We start from the raw sequence: 17,470 nt of genomic DNA, 5'->3' as shown, positions 1-17,470 counted from the left end.
CCCAGCCTGCCAGACGCCTTGGAGCGTATCCGCTAATACCCTTGAAAAAGGCCGCAGCGCTTGCCGTTGCGGCCTTTTTGTTGTATCTTCGCACGCATATAAAGAACCATTCACCCTGCGGCTGAAAACCACCTTTTTTGGGTTTTTTAAAGCTGCCTATCAACCCCCTCAATGGCGGAAGGCGAAAAAATCATTCCGATTAATATCGAAGACGAGATGCGGGGCGCCTACATCGATTACTCGATGTCGGTTATCATCTCCCGGGCCCTGCCCGACGTGCGCGACGGCCTGAAGCCCGTGCACCGCCGCGTGCTCTACGGCATGAGCGAGCTGGGCGTGGGCTACAACAAATCCTACAAGAAATCGGCCCGTATCGTGGGCGAGGTGCTGGGCAAGTACCACCCGCACGGCGACAGCTCCGTGTACGACACCATGGTGCGCATGGCCCAGGACTGGAGCCTGCGCTACCCGCTGGTGGATGGCCAGGGCAACTTCGGCTCCGTCGACGGCGACTCGCCGGCCGCCATGCGCTACACCGAGGCCCGCCTCAAGCGCATTGCCGATGAGATGCTCAACGACCTTGACAAAGACACGGTTGACTTTCAGCCCAACTTTGACGACTCGCTGGAAGAGCCCAGCGTGCTGCCCGCCAAATTCCCCAACCTGCTGGTAAACGGCACGTCGGGCATTGCCGTGGGCATGGCCACCAACATGGCCCCCCACAACATGACGGAGGTCGTGAACGGCATCATCGCCTACCTCGACAACCCCGACATCACCGTGGACGAGCTGATGCAGTACGTCACGGCGCCGGATTTTCCTACCGGCGGCATCATCTACGGCTACGAGGGCGTGAAGCAGGCTTTCCATACCGGCCGTGGCCGCGTGGTGATGCGGGCCAAAGCCACCATCGAAACCACCAAAACCGGCAAGGAGCAAATCATCGTCACCGAAATTCCCTATATGGTGAACAAGGCGTCGATGATTGAGAAAACGGCCGCTCTCATCAACGAAAAGAAAATTGAGGGCATTTCGGATATGCGCGACGAGTCGGACCGCGACGGCATGCGCATTGTCTATGACCTCAAGCGCGACGCTATGGCCAGCGTGGTGCTCAATAATCTGTTCAAATACACGCAGTTGCAAAGCTCGTTCGGGGTCAACAACGTGTGCCTGGTAAAGGGCCGCCCCATGACGCTGAACCTGCAGCAGCTCATCCACTATTTCGTGGAGCATCGCGGCGAGGTTATCGTGCGTCGCACCAGGTACGAGCTGGCCGAAGCCCAGAAGCGGGCCCACATTCTGGAAGGCTTGCTCATCGCCCTCGACCACCTGGACGAAGTAATTGCCCTCATCCGTGGCTCGCGCGACCCCGAGGTGGCGCGCGGCCAGCTTATCTCGCGCTTTGCGCTGAGCGAGGTGCAGGCGCGGGCTATTCTCGACATGCGTCTGCAGCGCCTCACGGGCCTGGAGCGCGATAAAATCGTGGCCGAATACGATGAGCTGATGAAGCTTATCGATTACCTGAACTCGGTGCTGGCTTCGGAAGAATTGCAGCGGGGCATTATCAAAACCGAGCTGCAGGACATCCGGGAGCGCTACGGCGATGCCCGTCGTACGGAAATCAACTACGTTGGCGGCGACTTCTCGACCGAGGACATGATTGCCGACGAGTCGATGGTCATCACCATCTCGCGCGAAGGCTACATCAAACGCACCAATCTGGACGAATACCGTGCCCAGGGCCGGGGCGGCGCAGGCTCACGCGGGGCTATCTCCAAGAAGGACGACTTTACCGAGCACTTATTCGTGGCCACTACGCACGAGTACCTGCTGTTCTTCACCGAACTGGGCCGGGTGTTCTGGCTGAAGGTGTACGAAGTGCCGGAAGGAGGGAAGGCCACCAAAGGCCTGCCCATTCAAAACCTTATCGAAATTCCGCGCGAAGACAAGGTGCGCTCCGTGCTCAACGTGCGCGGCCTGAAAGACCCGGACTACCTCGAGAACACCTATCTGATGTTCTGCACCGAGCAGGGCACGGTGAAGAAAACCCCACTCGAAGCCTACTCGCGGCCCCGCACGGCTGGCATCAATGCCATCACCATCAATGAGGGCGACCGCATTCTGGACGTGCAGCTGCTCGTGCCGAATGCGGAGGTGATTCTGGCTTCGCGTACCGGCCGCGCAGTTCGCTTCAACGAAAGCGAAGCCCGTTCGATGGGCCGCGCCGCTGCCGGGGTGCGGGGCATTCGTCTGGAAGACGTGCCGGGCAACCGTGTGGTGGGTATGGTTTGCGTGGCCGACCCCACGCAGGAGCTGCTGGTAGTGAGCGAAAATGGCTTTGGTAAGCGCAGTCAGCTCGAAGAATACCGCGTGACCAAACGGGGTGGCAAAGGCGTGCGGGCCATGAAACTAACCGACAAAACCGGCAAACTGGTGGCCATCAAAGACGTAAACGACGGTGATGACCTGATGATTATCAACAAATCGGGCATCACCATTCGCCTGCGCATGAGCGACTTGCGTACCATTGGTCGTGCTACGCAAGGGGTGCGACTGATAAAAATCAGCGGCAATGACGAAATTTCGTCGGTTGCAAAAGTTGAGGCCGAAGAGAAAGAAGACGAAGCAGAAACCGGAGCCGTGGCCAGTCCGGCCGATGAATCGCTTGCATCGGTTTCTCACGTAGGCGAAGTAGCTGAGGACGAAGAACTTCTTGACGACGAAGATGACTTTTCTGACGACGCCGATGAGGCAGAAGAAGACGAAGACGAAGCCGAGGAAGCTGACCTGGCATAATTCATGAATAGGAGCGGGGCGGTCCATTTGGGCCGCCCCGTTTATTTTTGGCGAACTCAAGCCCTGTAGGGACCGTTCTGAGTAGCTGGTACAAGTTTCTTTAAGCTCACTTTTTTTACTTTTTCGCCGGTATCCGGGTGGCTGTTATTGAGCAGAATCACCTGAGGTACAGGTAAATTCCCGAACTCATGAAGAAGACATTTCTGACGATTGCTGCGGCGCTGACGTTGACTGCAGGTTTGCCTTCGGTGGTTAGCGCGCAGACTTCAGCCGTTACCAATGCCATTTTGAACCAGCGCAGTGGCTTGCTGGATAAGGCGCGAATCGATATCGACAAAGCCATTCTGAACGAAAAAACGAGTGGCAAGGCAAAAACCTGGTACACGCGTGGCGATATCTACCAACTGATGCTCGAAAGCCCGATTTACAGCAAGCAGCTGCAGCCGGGCGAGGGCGTGGAGAAAGCCTACGAATCGTTTGCCAAGACCATTGAGCTTGATACCAAAGACGGCGAGTATGGCAAGCAGGCTGTGACGCGAATGGATGCGCTTTATGGCAATGCTTTTAATGCGGCTGTGAATAGCTACAATGCCAAGGACTATGACAAGGCGATTGAGAGCTATAAGCTGGCTTCGAAGATTAAGCCCCAGGACACCACGGCCGTGCTGTATTCGGCGTATGCCTCGGAAGCCAAGCAGGATTATGCTGGTGCTAAAGCCAGCTACAATCAACTTCTGGGCATGAACTATAAGTCGGTGACTTTGTACTCGCGGCTGTTCCAGATGGCCAAGCAGCAGAACGATAATGCCGAAGCGGCCAAAGTGCTGCAGCAGGCGCTGGTTGCGTACCCGAACAACAAAACGTTCATGCTCGAAGACCTGAACCTGTCGTTGGCATCGGGTCGGGGCGAGGAAGCGCTTGCTAAAATCAGCAAAACCATTGCGGCCGACCCCACAAATTCAAATCTCTACGCCGTGCGTGGGTCGATGTATGACCAGCAAAAGAAGTCCGACCTAGCGTTGGCAGATTACCGCAAAGCCGTTGAGCTAGACCCCAACAACTTTGATGCACAGTTTAACCTGGGCGTTTACAATTACAATAAGGCCGCCGATGCCTACACGAAGTCCAGCAAAATGGATTTGAAGACGTATCAGGTATCCGGTAAGAAACTGGAAGCTGAGGGCAAAAAATATTTTGAGGCTTCAGTTCCATATTTTGAGAAGGCATTGCAATTGCAGCCGGATGACCGGAACACGCTTACTTCACTCCAGAAAGTTTATTTCCGACTAGGACGTACTGCTGACTCAGAGCGCCTGAATGCTAAGCTGCAGTCGCTCAATAAAAAGTAGCCAAACTTTGGCTATAAATAAGCAAATAGGAGAGCCCATCTGCTTATAGCGGGTGGGCTTTTTTGGGTTCAATGCGGTTCGTTGTAAGTTTGATTTAACATAATATAAATTATAAGACAAAAGGAGTTTCGATATTCAGGGGTTCTCACGTCTGCCTGACATGTTTTGCACCCTCGTGCGTTGAAATGGGTTGAGACAGTCTTTCTGATTTGTTAGAGCGCTCTGAGTACGCCACAGCTCATTGAGAATTTCTTTACACTTCTAACGTTTGACAGCAATGCTCTTAATGGCTTTGTGTACGTTTAAAATACCATTATTGATTTCATGTTGTTGGATAGCAGTTCACAGCAAATCATTGGCTCTTTTTGCTTTCAATACTGATTTAGGTTGTCTTGATTTCTGTTGCTTCAACGCTGACTTTACGCGTCTTCTTGCAGGATTTGTTAAGAGTACATCCGTACTTTTGAGCTCTACTCCTAGTCATGCATGTGGCTTAGCTACTGGCCAGTAATATCTCAAAGTACAAAAAAGTTTAATTTCGGAGAATTTTTTGTACTTTTATAGGCTAAATTGTAAGAGTGAAAGTGTGCATTATATTTATACCAGTAACCCTGGTTAGATTACTAAATGCTGTCGCCAGAATGTAGCTTTTAACTGCAGTTTCTTAGGTTATACTTAGCAACAACAGAAACCTTATTAATACTTGCTGACGTATAGAACTTTCCGGCAATAAACCCATAGTATAATTGAGTGAAGCACATAAAAGTACATAATTATCTAATTTCTTGTACTTTTTTTTACCTTGAAAAATGCCTAAGCTAATAGACTATCCTAGGACAACCTATTCTGGTGCCTGGGAACTCGCGGAGATTGTAGATGATACCGGCGGAAAATGCGCAATTGAAACCGCGGCCCGTAAACTTGACCGAAAGGTCAGTGGTTCCTTTAAAGCCATAATTGGCTCAGCAGTCAAATTCGGATTAATGACCAGTAAGAGAGAACTGCTAAGCACTACCACCCTATTTAAGCGAATAAAACATGCCTACGACAAACAGGAGGAACTACAGTTCCACCGGGAAGCTTTCCTGACGCCGCCTCTGTTTACACAAGTCTGCCGAAAATTTCGCGGCCGTGAGCTTCCCGTCCAAATGCTCGACGTTATTCTCATACGCGAGTTCGCAGTGGAAGAGATAAACGCTCAAGGTGTTGCTAAAGCCTTTGTGGAAGGCGCTAGAATGTGCAACATACTAGATGAGCGAAACATGATGGCCGACATTGATGCGTTAAACGCCCAGCGCCCGTTACGCCGTGAAATAGCCAGCATCACTCCTGCTACAAACACATTTGTGCAAGGACAAATAGTACCCACACTTGCAAGTCAACCAGCATCCGAAATCTATAAATCAGATGCAGGTAGCCAAACAACAGATAATTTACAAATCGATATACCTATACCAGAAGATAAACAAGAAAACCTACACCGACCTATACAACAAAGTGCTCAATATATAAGAGGAGTTAGAGAAAATGATGCCATTGCTGACTTATTTGGTCTTTCAAAAAACGTGAATCTAAACGATTCAACAACAGAGGATTTTATACTAAAAGAGCACCCTGGAAGAAAGCAACAGGAGGATAATGAGATTCATCACACACCAGCCCTGGAAACAATGGTACAGGGAAAAGCTGAAAAAAGTCCTGCCAGTTTCCAGATTCAAATAAGTGGTCCGGGGATAAATACAGTCCTTGATATCACTCACGAGGAGGACATAACAATTGCCATTGCGCTAATGGAAAAAATAAGAAGGCAGCTACGTACAGCTCAATAATTTTCTTGTGAACCATAAAAGCGCGGACTGGCCAAGCAAGTAGCTTGGCCAGTCCGCGCTTTTGTGAGACGTCCTCCAGCTATTCCGTAAGATGGCGGGTGCTGGGATGCTGATGGCGCTCACGCAGCACTTCCATAACCTCGCTCATGGGCAGTTCGGTGGCAGCCATCAAAACGAGCAGGTGGTACAGCAGGTCCGCAATTTCGCCAGGAAGTAAGTCGCGGTGACCAGCCACCGCGTCAATTACGGTTTCTACGGCCTCCTCTCCTACTTTCTGAGCAATTTTCGGCAGGCCTTTTTTGAACAGCGACACGGTATAGGAAAGTGGCGCGCGCTCCGGGAAACGCTGGCGCTCCGCAATTAACCGCTCCAATTCGGCCAGGAAGCCAATCGGGACGGCTGGCAGTTCGGTTTGGTCTGGCTGCTCGAAACAGCTCACCAAGCCCCGATGACAGGTTGGCCCGGCTGGAATGGCTCGGATTAGAACAGTATCGGCATCGCAGTCGACGTGCAGACTCACGACGGTTAGGAAATTACCGCTGGACTCGCCCTTCGTCCAAAGACGGTTTTTCGAGCGCGAAAAGAACGTCACCTGGCCTTCCTGCTGCGTCCGGGCCCACGCTTCAGCATTTAAATACCCCAGCATAAGCACCTGGCCGGTTGAGGCATCCTGCACGATAGCAGGTGCCAGACCGGTATGCTCATCGAAACGAAGGGCGGAAAGTGATGAGAAATGAGAAATCATGGCCAGAAGTTGATATAAAAAAAGATAAAAAAACACCCAATCGTCTGATTGACCGCCATATGCTTATAGCCGAATGGCAATGCCGGCTTCACGGAGATAAGCCTTAAGCGTCGGCAATGCCGTTTCGTTGAAATGAAAGATGCTGGCAGCCAGCGCAGCATCGGCGCCGCCGGCTTGGAAAACGGCGGTAAAATCTGCAGGCTGGCCAGCTCCTCCGGAAGCTATGACGGGCACCGCCACGGCATCACTGACGGCCCGGGTGAGGTCGAGAGCAAAGCCGGCTTTGGTGCCATCGTGGCTCATGGAGGTGAGCAAGAGCTCGCCGGCACCTGAGTCGGCAGCTTCGCGGCACCAGGCCACGGCCTCCCGGCCGGTAGCCACGGTGCCGGCGCGCGTCATTACCTGCCACTCGTTGGCCACGAGCCGGGCATCAACAGCAACCACGATGCACTGCGAGCCAAAGCGTCGGGCCAAATCGGTAATCAGTTGCGGCCGCGCCAGCGCGGCCGAGTTGATGGAAACTTTGTCGGCCCCGCTCAGCAGCAGCGCTTCCACATCGACCACGGTGCTGATGCCGCCCCCAACGGTGAAGGGAATATCCAACACCCGCGCCACGTTGCGAACCAGTTCCGTAAGGGGCTGCCGGCGCTGGTTGGTGGCCGTGATATCGAGAAAAACCAACTCATCGGCCCCCTCGCGGGCGTAGCGCTCGGCCAACGCTACCGGGTCGCCGGCGTCGCGCAGGCCTTCAAACTGAATGCCTTTTACGGTGCGCCCATCGCGCACATCGAGACAGGGAATAAGACGTTTTTTGACCACTTCGCTGCTTGATAACTCGTGAATAATTGTGCGGCTACAGAAAAGCGCGTAAATCGGCCAGGGCGATGGTGCCTTCGTAGAGGGCCTTTCCAATGATGGCCCCGTGCATTCCGGCTTCGGCCAGCGCTTCCAAATCAGCAATCGTCGTTACGCCACCGCTGGCCACGAAGCGCGCGGCGGGAAACTGGCTGACCAGCGTCCGGTAGGTTGCCAGCGAGGGGCCTTGCAGCAAGCCATCTTTGCTCACGTCGGTGCAAATGAAGGTACTGGCTCCGGCGGCCAGGTAATCGGCAATGAAACCCGTGAGGGTCAGCGGACTCTCATCGAGCCAGGCATTGATGAGAATGTGTGCACCACGAAAATCGGCGCCGATAAAAATCGTTTCGGCTCCGTGCGCTGCCAGCCAGGCAGCCACGGTGGCGGGCGCACGCACGGCCAGGCTACCGGCCGTAGCATGAGCTGCGCCGGCCGCCAGTACCTGCGCCAGCGCCTCGGCGGTTTGAATTCCGCCCCCGGCGTCGATATCCAGCGCGGTCTGGCGGGCAATGGCCTCGAGCACGGCCAGGTTGACGGGCTGTCCGGCACGCGCACCATCCAGGTCAACCAAGTGCAGCCGGCGCAGGCCGGCATCGGCAAAGCGCCGGGCCACCGCTACGGGGTCGGCATCATAAGTGGTCTGGCGGCCGAAGTCGCCGGCACTCAGGCGGACACACTGGCCATTAATCAGGTCGATAGCAGGAATAATTTCCACGGGAAAGCTTGATTGCGAAAACGAATGGCGTTACAAAGCCAGAAAGTTGGCCAGAATCCGGGTGCCTACCGCCCCGCTTTTTTCGGTGTGAAACTGAACTCCGTGAAAATTGCCGTGCTGCACGGCCGCGCTAAACGGGGCCGGGTGCGCAGCCTGCGCCGTGGTGTAGTCACCCACCGGGGCATAATAGCTGTGCACAAAATACACGTGGTCGGCTTCGTTAAGCCCCGCAAACAGGGGTCCCTGGAGGGCCTGCAAATTGTTCCAACCCATGTGCGGCACTTTGTGCAGCACATCGGGCACGAAGCGCTGCACTCGGAAAGGCAACAGCCCAAGCATGGGCGTGTCGTTCTCTTCACTATGCTCGCCCAGCAGCTGCATGCCCAGACAGATGCCCAGAAATGGCTGCTTAAGCGTGGGCAGCACGGCATCGAGGCCGGCCGCCCGCAAGGCGGCCATGGCAGACGAAGCTTCTCCTTCGCCGGGAAAGAGGATTTTATCGGCTGCGCGCAAGGTGTCAGGGTCGGCCGTTAACACGGCACGGGCCCCCAGTCGCTCCAGCGCAAAAAGCACGGATTGAACGTTTCCTCCTTTGTAATCGACCACTGCGATTTCCATAATACCTGGCAAGTCATTACACAATTGAGTAATAAAACATACTCATTTGCGCAATTAATTTCTACAAAATTCCTTTGGTGCTTGGGATGCCCGTGGAGTCATCCCGCTGCAAAGCCATTTTTATGGCCTTCGCCACGGCTTTGAAAATTGCTTCAATCTTGTGGTGCTCATTATCCCCGGTGCAGGAGATGTTGAGCGTAGCACGGGCATTGTCGGTGAATGACTTAAAGAAGTGAAAGAACAGCTCGGTGGGCAGGTCCCCTACCCGCTCACGCTTAAACTCGGCCTCCCACACCAGCCACGGCCGTCCCGAAAAGTCGATGGCCGCCTGCGCCAGGGCTTCGTCCATGGGCAGCAGGAAGCCGTAGCGGGCCAGGCCGCGCTTGTCGCCCAGGGCCTGCGCAAAAGCGGTACCCAACGCCAGGGCGGTATCCTCCACCGTGTGGTGCTCATCGATGTGCAAATCGCCTTTTACACTTATGTGTAAATCCACACCACTATGACGCCCCAATTGCTCCAGCATGTGGTCGAAGAATCCCAGCCCGGTGTGAATGGCCGTCTGGCCGGTGCCGTCGAGGTTCAGGCGAATGGCAATCTGGGTTTCGTTGGTGTTGCGCTCGATGACGGCCACGCGGGCCGGATAACGCAGGAACCGATAGATGGCGTGCCAGTCCGTGGTGGTGAGGGCAGCTCCGGCAGTGGGCTCCGCTCCTATCAGAATGGCCTGACTGCCGAGGTTGGCGGCCAGCTGCACATCGGTGAGCCGGTCGCCGATGACGAAGGAATTCGGCAGGTCATATCCATTGGCCGGGTCGAGGTAACGGCCCAGCAGGCCCAGCCCCGGCTTGCGGGTTGGCAGGTTTTCCTGCGGGAAGCTGCGGTCGATGTGCTCGGCCGCAAAGCGCACGCCTTCGCCGGCCAGGATGTCGCGCATGAGCTGATGCGCCGGCCAGAACGTGTCCTCCGGAAAACTATCGGTGCCCAGACCGTCCTGGTTGCTCACCAGCACCAGCTCGTATTCGGGCAGGTCGCGGGCAATGCGGGCCAGGGCACTGATAGCCCCCGGCAGGAACTGAAACTTGTCGGGCGTGAGGCCGTCGATTTGCTGGCTGGGCTGCGGCTCGATGAGAATGGTGCCGTCGCGGTCGATGAAAAGGGCTTTTTTCAAATCAGGTATTGGTTAAGGATTGAGCGGCGCAAAGGCGGGAGTTAGGCGTGATTGGCAGCAGGAGTCTCCCGCTCTGCTCCCGCCGCCTGGCTGATTTCGCGGAGTGCTTCGACCAGCCGCTCGTTTTCGGCAGCCGTTCCCACCGTCAGGCGCAGGCAGCCGGCGCACCCGGGCTGGGTAGTGCGGTTGCGCACCACTATGCCCCGGGCCCGCAGCTGGTCGTACACCGCAGTAGCATCAACGGCGAAACGGACGAGCAGAAAATTGGCATCGGAAGGAAAAATATGCTCCACGATGCTGATTGCGGGCAGTGCTTCGATTAGCCAGCGGCGGCCCCGCAATAGCTCGGCCCGCAGCTCGGGTAGGCTGGGCGCGGCGGCCAGGGCCTTGAGCGCCTGCTGCTGGGTAGCGGCCGAAATATTATAAGGCGGCTTGATTTTATCGAGATAGGCAATAAGCGCCGGCGCGGCGTAGGCCACGCCGAGGCGTAAGCCGGCCAGCCCCCAGGCTTTGGAAAAGGTCTGGAGCACCACCAGCCGCGGAAACTCGGCAAGGCGCGTGGTCCAGCTGGGGGCATCGGCAAAGTCGGCGTAGGCTTCATCGACCACCACCAGGCCGTTGAAGCTGCGGAGAATGGTTTCCATGGCCTCGACGGCCAGCAGGTTGCCGGTAGGGTTATTGGGCGAGCACAGGAAAACCAGTTTGGCGGTAGAAACCGCCAGTTTTTGCGGCGCATCGGCCGGCAGCTGGAAGTCCGCCGTCAGCGGCAGGCGCTCCACGCGCACATCGTTCAGGTTAGCGGCCACCTCGTACATGCCGTAGGTAGGCGGGCAGATAACGATGCTGTCTTGGCCGGGGGTGCAGGTGAGGCGCACGAGCAGGTCGATGGCTTCGTCGGAGCCGTTGCCCAGGAAAATCTGATTCGGCGCCACCCCTTTCAACTTCGCCAGTGCGGTTTTAATGGCGCGCTGGTGCGGGTCGGGGTAGCGGCTGAAATCATCGGGGCCCACGGAGCCGAGGCTGTTTTCATTGGCATCGAGCATGACCGGGGCCATGCCTTCAAACTCATCGCGGGCGGAGGAATACGGCTGCATGCGCTCCACGCTGGGCCGGATGAGGCCCGCGTAGGGGCTGGCGGCTTCGGTGGTTGCGGGCTTTGCGGCAGGTTCCTTGGCCAGCGCGGCCAGGCGCACCGAGACGGCGCGGGCGTGCGCGGCCAGGCCTTCGGCATCGGCCATGGTTTCCACGACCGGGCCAATGCGGCGCAATCCGGCGGCGGTGAGGCGCTGGAAGGTAATTTTCTTGACGAACGAATCGAGCGATACGCCGCTGTACTGGCGGGCATAGCCGCCGGTGGGCAGCGTGTGGTTGGTACCCGAGGCGTAGTCGCCCACGGCTTCGGGCGTGAGGTGGCCCAGGAATACGGAGCCGGCATTGGTGACGCCGGCGGCCAGGGCCTCGGCATTGTCGGTAGCCAGAATGAGGTGTTCGGGCGCATATCGGTTAGCAAAGGCCAGCATGGCGGCCGCGTCGGGCAGCAGAATGGCCCGGCTGCTTTCCAAAGCCTGGGCGGCGACATCCCGGCGCGGCAATGCCGCCAGCTGACGGGTAACCTCTGCCTGTACCTGGTCCAGCACTGCGCCGGAATTACTCAGCAGCATCACCTGCGAGTCGGGCCCGTGCTCGGCCTGCGAAAGCAAATCGGCCGCCACAAAGGCGGGGTTGGCACTGGCGTCGGCAATGACCAGCACTTCCGACGGCCCCGCCGGCATGTCGATGGCCACGCCGAACTCAGCGCTAGCGAGCTGCTTGGCAGCCGTCACGTAGCGGTTGCCCGGGCCGAAGATTTTATCAACCGCCGGCACGGTTTCGGTGCCCAGTGCCAGCGCGGCAATGGCTTGCGCGCCCCCAGCTTTCAGGACCTTCTCAATTCCGAGCAGCTGCGCCACGAACAGGATGACCGGGCTTACCGAGCCGTCGGGCTGCGGCGGCGTGCACACCACCACGTCGGGGCAGCCGGCCAGGCGGGCGGGCACGCCCAGCATCAGCAAGGTGCTGAAAAGCGGCGCGGAGCCGCCCGGCACATACAGCCCCACCCGCTGCACGGGCACTGCCCGCCGCGCACACGCCACGCCGGGCATGGTTTCGAGGCGCAGCTCCGGCTCGCGCTGGGCGGCGTGAAAGGCTTCAATATTGGCTTTAGCCTGGCGAATGGCGGCTTGCAAGGCAGCCGGAACTTGCGCGGCTGCAGCGCTAAACTCGGCTTCGGAAACCGACAGGCTGCTGAGCGTGGCTTTATCGAGCGCTGCCGCCAACGACAGCAGGGCGGCATCGCCGCCGCTGCGCACCTGGTCGAAAATGGCGCGGACGCGGGTGGCTACCTGGGGCGCTTCGGCAGCGGCCGGGCGCTGGAGCAGCGCGGGCCAGGTGCCGGGTTCGGGGTTGGAATAGCGCTGCATGGCTAGGAAATCATCTTTTCAATGGGCAGCACCAGAATGCCCTCGGCCCCAACGGCCTTGAGCTGGCTGGTGATGTGCCAGAACTCGTCTTCCTGCACCACCGACTGCACCGATACCCAGCCGGGCTCGGCCAGCGGGGTGACGGTGGGCGACTTGATGCCCGGCAGCAGGCGGCGCACTTCGTCGAGGGCCGCGATGGGCGCATTGAGCAGGATGTACTTGCTGCGCCGGGCGCGGCGCACGGCCTGCATGCGGAAGCGTAGCTGCGCGAGCAGGTCGGTTTGCTCCGCGGTGAGGTTGGGCTGGGCGATGAGCACGGCTTCGGAGCGAAACACGGTTTCGACTTCGCGCAGGCCGTTGCCAAGCAGCGTGGAGCCGCTGCTCACGATGTCGCAGATGGCGTCGGCCAGGCCGATGCTGGGCGCGATTTCGACCGAGCCGCTGATGGTGTGCAGCGTGGCCTGCACGCCGTGCCCGGCCAGGTAGCGGCCCAGGATGTTGGGGTACGAGGTGGCAATGCTCTTGCCCTGCAGGGCCTCAATCGACGGATAGGCATCGGCCCGGGGCACGGCCAGGCTGAGGCGGCACTTGCTGAAGCCGAGGGTTTCGACTTCGAGGTTGGGGTAGCCGGCTTCCACCAGCACGTTCTGGCCCACGATGCCGAGGTCGGCCACGCCGTCCTTCACGTAGCCGGGAATGTCATCGTCGCGCAGAAACAGGATTTCGAGCGGGAAATTGGTGGCTTCCGTTTTGAGCTTGTAGGACGTGCTCAGGAAGTTGATGCCGCATTCGCGGATGAGGGCGAGGGAATCCTCGCTCAGGCGGCCGGACTTTTGAATGGCTAATCGTAGCATGAAACGGGGTAACAGGCGGGCCGCGCTCGGATGGAAGGCGCGAATAAATCCGGCGCGGGCGCGGTGCCCGGCGGTCGAATTTCCCGGAGTATAATTGGAAGAGATGAAAAGTCCGGCACCACGGCAGCCCCGAACGCGGCGGTGGAGGCGCGGGCGGCCGGTGCTAGCTTAGCACCCGGCGCGCAGCCCGGCCCCCCACAGATGGTGGTGGTGATGCACGCCCGCAGCTGCCCGACGACCCGCCAGCGGGGCCTCGGCAACAGCACAAACGACGGCGGGGAAAATGGTCATCGGGCACAAAGGTAAAGCAGAAACCGAACGCGGCGACCTGAGCCTACCTCATTTTGTTTCCGTGCTCATACCGGCAAACGCGCTAAAAGGTTTACCGGGCCATAGTGGCACGCTGCAAAACAAGGCTTACCGACCCGAATTCTCCGACTGCTGAGTGGAAGAATGCACTCGCACGACGCACTACTTTATTTTCTTTCGCAGCGCCACCAGGCTTGGCGAGCCTCAACTGATACCCAAGTACCAGGGGCAGCGCCTGGCCCCACACTCTGACTCAACGGGCAAGGCAATGCTGGTGCCCGGTACACAAAGCACCGGCTGAGACCTGGCTGAAAGCAGGTAGCTAACTACTCAGAACCGCGCTATCAGCCGCAGGTTGACCACGCGCTGCGAGAGGTAGCTGGGCACGGAATAGGTCACGCCGTTCACGTCCTGCAGGTAGCTGTAGCCGGCCACGTTGTTGGCAGCCAGCACGTTGAGTATCTCCAAGCCCATCCACAGGCTGTCGAAGCTGTAGAAATGGGCTTTGGGCGCGTTGTTGTTTTTCAGCCCTACCACTTTCGAAAAGCCCAAATCGACGCGCTTATAGCTCACGGTCAGCGCGTCGGTGCCGCGCAGGTCGGGCTGGTTGGGGGGGCTGAACGGCAGGCCGGTGCCGAACACCAGGTTCACGTAGCCGCGCACCGAAGGATTGTTGGGCAGGTGGTCCTGAAAGAAAACGCCGATGTTCAGGCGCTGGTCCTGCGGGCGACGAATGAAGCCCTTGGCTTCGCGGCCGGTGACTTTGCCGGTGGCATCCACCACGTTCATGGAATCGTCGGCAATGTTTTCGCGCGTGGTGAGCACGCCCAGGCTGAACCACGACTCGGCCCCTTTCACAAACTCCCCGCTCAGGCGGGCATCGAAACCGGCGGCGTAGGCGCGGGCATCGTTCTTGGCGAAGTAGCGCAGGCGCACGTTGTCGATGTCGTAGGGCACCACATCGGTGAGGTATTTGTAGTAGGCCTCGGCCGAAAACTTAAAGGGTCGGCCGTACTTCTGGAAGTTGATTTCCTTGCCCACGATGAAGTGGTAGGACTTCTGGGCCCGCAGGTCCAGGTTCAGGTTGGCCGTCTGAATGAGGGGCTGCGTGGGGTCGGTGCGGTCGCCGGCCTGGTTGCGCAGCTCGCGGTAGAACGGCGGCTGGTAGTACACGCCCACCGCCGCCCTGAACGAGCGGTTGGGGTGCGCGCGGCTGATTTGCGAATACTGAATGCGCGGGCTGATGGCCAGCTGGCCGTTGGTGCTCCAGTAGTGCGCGCGCGCTCCGTAAGTGAGTGTGCGCAGCGAGTCGAGGCTCCAGGTATCCTGCACGAAGCCTTGGGTGCGGGTGCTTTCCAGGCTCAAATCCGACACCAGCCGGGTGCGGCGGGCATCGGGCACGAAATCGGCCGAGTCAGCGAAGCTGTATTCGTTGAGGGTATCGGTGATTTTTTCGCGGCCGGTTTTTGCGCCCCAGCGCACGGTATGGCCGGCGCCGGGCGACCAGCGCCCCCGGGTTTCGGCGGTGAAAATGCGCGCCGTGAGAAAGTTGCGCGAGTGCTTGAACTGCGAGCCAATGTCGCGCTGCCGCACGGCCTGGTTGAAATCGGGAGAGGTCGGGTCGCGGTTGATTTCGGCGAAGGTATAAGCGGCTTCCACGTCGCGCAACTCAAATTCCCGCGACACCAGCGCCGAGCCCAGCAGCTCCATCTGCAGCCTGGCGGAGAAGTCGTGCTTCAGGTTCAGGCCGGCCTGGTAGGTGTCGTACTGCATCCGCTCGCGGCCATCGTAGGCGATGAAAACGCGGGTGAGCTGGTTGGTGCCGGTCGAAAACGTGGATTGCCCGGTTTCGGGCGAGAAGCGGTAGTCGTTGTGCGCCACCACGCCCAGCAGGCCCAGCGTGGTGCGCTGCATGTCGTCTTTCCTGCCCAGCCCGATGTTGACGAACGCCTGTCCGTCGTAGAAAGTCGGGTTGTAGCCGCCCTGCTGCTGCTTCAGCGAGCTGAGCACGTACTGCGCGTTCTTGTAGCGCACGCCGGCCAGGTAGCTCACCCGTCCGTTGGCCGAGCGGGCTTCGGCATGGGCCGCGCCGCCCACCAGGCTGGCCGTGAGCGAGGCGGCAAATTTGTCGGGCGTTTTGTAGTCCACGCTCAGCACCGAGGCCAGCTTGTCGCCATACTTGGGCTGCCAGCCGCCGCTGCTGAACTCCACCTGCTTCACCAAATCGGGGTTGATGAAGCTCAGGCCCTCCTGCTGCGCCGAGCTCACCAGAAACGGCCGGTAAATCTCGAAGCCGTTGACATACACCAGGTTTTCGTCGTAGTTGCCGCCGCGCACGTTGTAGGTGCTGCTCAGCTCGTTGTTGGAAACCACACCGGGCAGCGTCTTCAGAATGGCGTTGAAATCGCCAAACGGCGAGGGAATTTCCTTGGCCGAGCGCGGGTCGATGTGCGTGATGCTGACCTGCTCGCGGGTATCGGCCTGGTCGGAGCGGCCGGTAACGCGCACGCCGCTCAGCGCCTTGGTATCCAGGCGCATGCTCAGGCGCAAGGGCCGGTTGGCATCGGCCGGCAGCCTCAACGGCTGGCGCAGCGTGAGGTAGCCCAGCCGCCGCACCACCAGCACGGCCGGCTGGCCCCCAGCCGGCACGCGCACCGAAAAGGAGAATGTGCCATCGGCGGCGGTATTGGTGCCGCCCGGCTGGCCTTCAACTGCTACGGCCGCCAACTCCAGGGGCTGCCCGCTGGCATCGCGCAAGGTGCCCCTGATGGTTACAGTGGTTGCCGCCGGGGCCTGCACCGGCGCGGGGGCCGGCAGTTGCGCCCGGGCAGCGGCCGGTATCAGCAGCAGCGCCGCCAGGCGCCAGACCGTGGCAGGAGTTGAACAGCCATTGTTTGCCGCTCTCAGTAACCGACGGCGCGGGGTAGCAGGTTTTCTCACAGTGCTCAAAAACGGATGGTCCGGGCAGTTATTGCTCGCGGCTCGGCAAAGGGCTCAGCTCCAGGCCGGCCAGGTGGTCGCGCAGGCTGGCCAGCGTGGCCACCGGGCCATCCGGTGCGCTGAACACGAAATTGCCGGCCACCAGCACGTCGGCCCCGGCTTCCACCAGCGGGCCGGCGTTGCTCATGTTTACGCCGCCATCCACTTCAATCAGGGCTTCCGAGCCGGTGTCGAGCAGCAGCTCTTTCAGCATGGCCACTTTTTTCAGGGTATTCGGAATGAAGGCCTGGCCGCCGAAGCCGGGGTTCACCGACATCACCAGCACCACGTCGAGGTCGGCGGCAATGTCTTCGAGCAAAGCTACCGGCGTGGCGGGGTTCAGGGCCACGCCGGCGCGGCAGCCCAGCTGCTTGATTTGCTGCACCACGCGGTGCAGGTGCGGGCAGGCCTCGTAGTGCACCGTGATGCTGCTGGCCCCGGCATCGCGGAACTGCGCGAGGTAGTTCTGGGGCTCCTCAATCATCAGGTGCACGTCGATGGGCTGCCTGGCGTAGCGGGCCACGGCCTGCAGCACGGGCAGGCCAAAGGAGATATTGGGCACGAAGCGGCCGTCCATCACGTCGAAGTGCAGCCAGTCGGCGGCGCTGGTGGCGAGGCGTTCGGTTTCGGCTTGCAGGTTGGCCAAATCGGCGGCCAGAAACGACGGGGCCAGCAAGGGGGCGCGGCGGGTTGAATTCATGGCGACGAAGATACGGCCGCCGCGCCCTCCCCAAATGCCGCCCAGCCGAAGCTTCGGCTCTACTTTTGTGCCCGGCCGGCGCCGGAAGTTG

General features: G+C 59.1%; 12 protein-coding genes. 3 read left to right on the top strand and 9 right to left on the bottom strand.

The window, feature by feature from the left end; genetic code table 11:
* Nucleotides 1-171 precede the first annotated feature (171 nt).
* From gyrA to ACYVHT_RS15100, 3 genes are all read left to right on the top strand, one after another.
* The gene (gene gyrA, locus ACYVHT_RS15110; protein WP_460553427.1) at nt 172-2,799 is read left to right on the top strand and encodes a DNA gyrase subunit A; all 2,628 of its coding nucleotides are present in this window, start codon (nt 172-174) and stop codon (nt 2,797-2,799) included.
* Nucleotides 2,800-2,987: 188 nt separating this feature from the next.
* The gene (locus ACYVHT_RS15105) at nt 2,988-4,148 is read left to right on the top strand and encodes a tetratricopeptide repeat protein (protein ID WP_460553424.1); all 1,161 of its coding nucleotides are present in this window, start codon (nt 2,988-2,990) and stop codon (nt 4,146-4,148) included.
* Nucleotides 4,149-4,957: 809 nt separating this feature from the next.
* On the top strand, nt 4,958-5,977 hold the full coding sequence (locus ACYVHT_RS15100) for a hypothetical protein (protein ID WP_460553421.1): 1,020 nt from the start codon (nt 4,958-4,960) through the stop codon (nt 5,975-5,977).
* Nucleotides 5,978-6,056: 79 nt separating this feature from the next.
* On the opposite strand, the gene hisIE is transcribed toward ACYVHT_RS15100, so the two are convergent.
* The 9 genes from hisIE to rpe form a co-directional block, all read right to left on the bottom strand.
* On the bottom strand, nt 6,057-6,722 hold the full coding sequence (gene hisIE, locus ACYVHT_RS15095; RefSeq protein WP_460553418.1) for a bifunctional phosphoribosyl-AMP cyclohydrolase/phosphoribosyl-ATP diphosphatase: 666 nt from the start codon (nt 6,720-6,722) through the stop codon (nt 6,057-6,059).
* Nucleotides 6,723-6,785: 63 nt separating this feature from the next.
* Nucleotides 6,786-7,541 carry an imidazole glycerol phosphate synthase subunit HisF gene (gene hisF / locus ACYVHT_RS15090; RefSeq protein WP_460553415.1) on the bottom strand — a complete coding sequence of 252 codons (756 nt, stop codon included), beginning with the start codon at nt 7,539-7,541 and terminating at the stop codon, nt 6,786-6,788.
* 34 nt (nt 7,542-7,575) lie between these two features.
* The gene (locus ACYVHT_RS15085; RefSeq protein WP_460553412.1) at nt 7,576-8,292 is read right to left on the bottom strand and encodes a 1-(5-phosphoribosyl)-5-[(5-phosphoribosylamino)methylideneamino]imidazole-4-carboxamide isomerase; all 717 of its coding nucleotides are present in this window, start codon (nt 8,290-8,292) and stop codon (nt 7,576-7,578) included.
* 30 nt (nt 8,293-8,322) lie between these two features.
* Nucleotides 8,323-8,910 (bottom strand): imidazole glycerol phosphate synthase subunit HisH, encoded by a 588-nt coding sequence (gene hisH / locus ACYVHT_RS15080; RefSeq protein ID WP_460553409.1) that lies wholly within the window; start codon nt 8,908-8,910, stop codon nt 8,323-8,325.
* Nucleotides 8,911-8,971: 61 nt separating this feature from the next.
* A complete protein-coding gene (gene hisB, locus ACYVHT_RS15075; protein WP_460553406.1) occupies nt 8,972-10,078 on the bottom strand; it encodes a bifunctional histidinol-phosphatase/imidazoleglycerol-phosphate dehydratase HisB in 1,107 nt (368 codons plus the stop codon).
* Nucleotides 10,079-10,119: 41 nt separating this feature from the next.
* Nucleotides 10,120-12,537 carry a histidinol dehydrogenase gene (hisD, locus tag ACYVHT_RS15070; RefSeq protein WP_460553404.1) on the bottom strand — a complete coding sequence of 806 codons (2,418 nt, stop codon included), beginning with the start codon at nt 12,535-12,537 and terminating at the stop codon, nt 10,120-10,122.
* A gap of 2 nt (nt 12,538-12,539) precedes the next feature.
* Nucleotides 12,540-13,391: an ATP phosphoribosyltransferase gene (gene hisG / locus ACYVHT_RS15065; protein WP_460553401.1), complete on the bottom strand. Its 852-nt coding sequence runs from the start codon at nt 13,389-13,391 to the stop codon at nt 12,540-12,542.
* A gap of 639 nt (nt 13,392-14,030) precedes the next feature.
* Entirely contained in the window at nt 14,031-16,640 is a 2,610-nt protein-coding gene (locus tag ACYVHT_RS15060) for a TonB-dependent receptor (RefSeq protein WP_460553398.1), read from the bottom strand.
* A 28-nt stretch (nt 16,641-16,668) separates the two neighbouring features.
* A complete protein-coding gene (rpe, locus tag ACYVHT_RS15055; RefSeq protein WP_460553395.1) occupies nt 16,669-17,379 on the bottom strand; it encodes a ribulose-phosphate 3-epimerase in 711 nt (236 codons plus the stop codon).
* Between the last annotated feature and the right edge of the window lie 91 nt (nt 17,380-17,470).

It is taken from the genome of Hymenobacter daeguensis (genome assembly GCF_054780555.1).
This window is presented reverse-complemented; position numbering and strand designations above follow the sequence as displayed.

What these genes read in the sequence shown, in the direction of transcription:
- gyrA (WP_460553427.1), top strand. Translation starts at nt 172, where the DNA reads ATGGCGGAAGGCGAAAAAATCATTCCGATTAATATCGAAGACGAGATG.
- rpe (WP_460553395.1), bottom strand. Translation starts at nt 17,379, where the DNA reads ATGAATTCAACCCGCCGCGCCCCCTTGCTGGCCCCGTCGTTTCTGGCC.
- hisH (WP_460553409.1), bottom strand. Translation starts at nt 8,910, where the DNA reads ATGGAAATCGCAGTGGTCGATTACAAAGGAGGAAACGTTCAATCCGTG.
- hisD (WP_460553404.1), bottom strand. Translation starts at nt 12,537, where the DNA reads ATGCAGCGCTATTCCAACCCCGAACCCGGCACCTGGCCCGCGCTGCTC.
- ACYVHT_RS15105 (WP_460553424.1), top strand. Translation starts at nt 2,988, where the DNA reads ATGAAGAAGACATTTCTGACGATTGCTGCGGCGCTGACGTTGACTGCA.
- hisIE (WP_460553418.1), bottom strand. Translation starts at nt 6,722, where the DNA reads ATGATTTCTCATTTCTCATCACTTTCCGCCCTTCGTTTCGATGAGCAT.
- ACYVHT_RS15100 (WP_460553421.1), top strand. Translation starts at nt 4,958, where the DNA reads ATGCCTAAGCTAATAGACTATCCTAGGACAACCTATTCTGGTGCCTGG.
- hisG (WP_460553401.1), bottom strand. Translation starts at nt 13,391, where the DNA reads ATGCTACGATTAGCCATTCAAAAGTCCGGCCGCCTGAGCGAGGATTCC.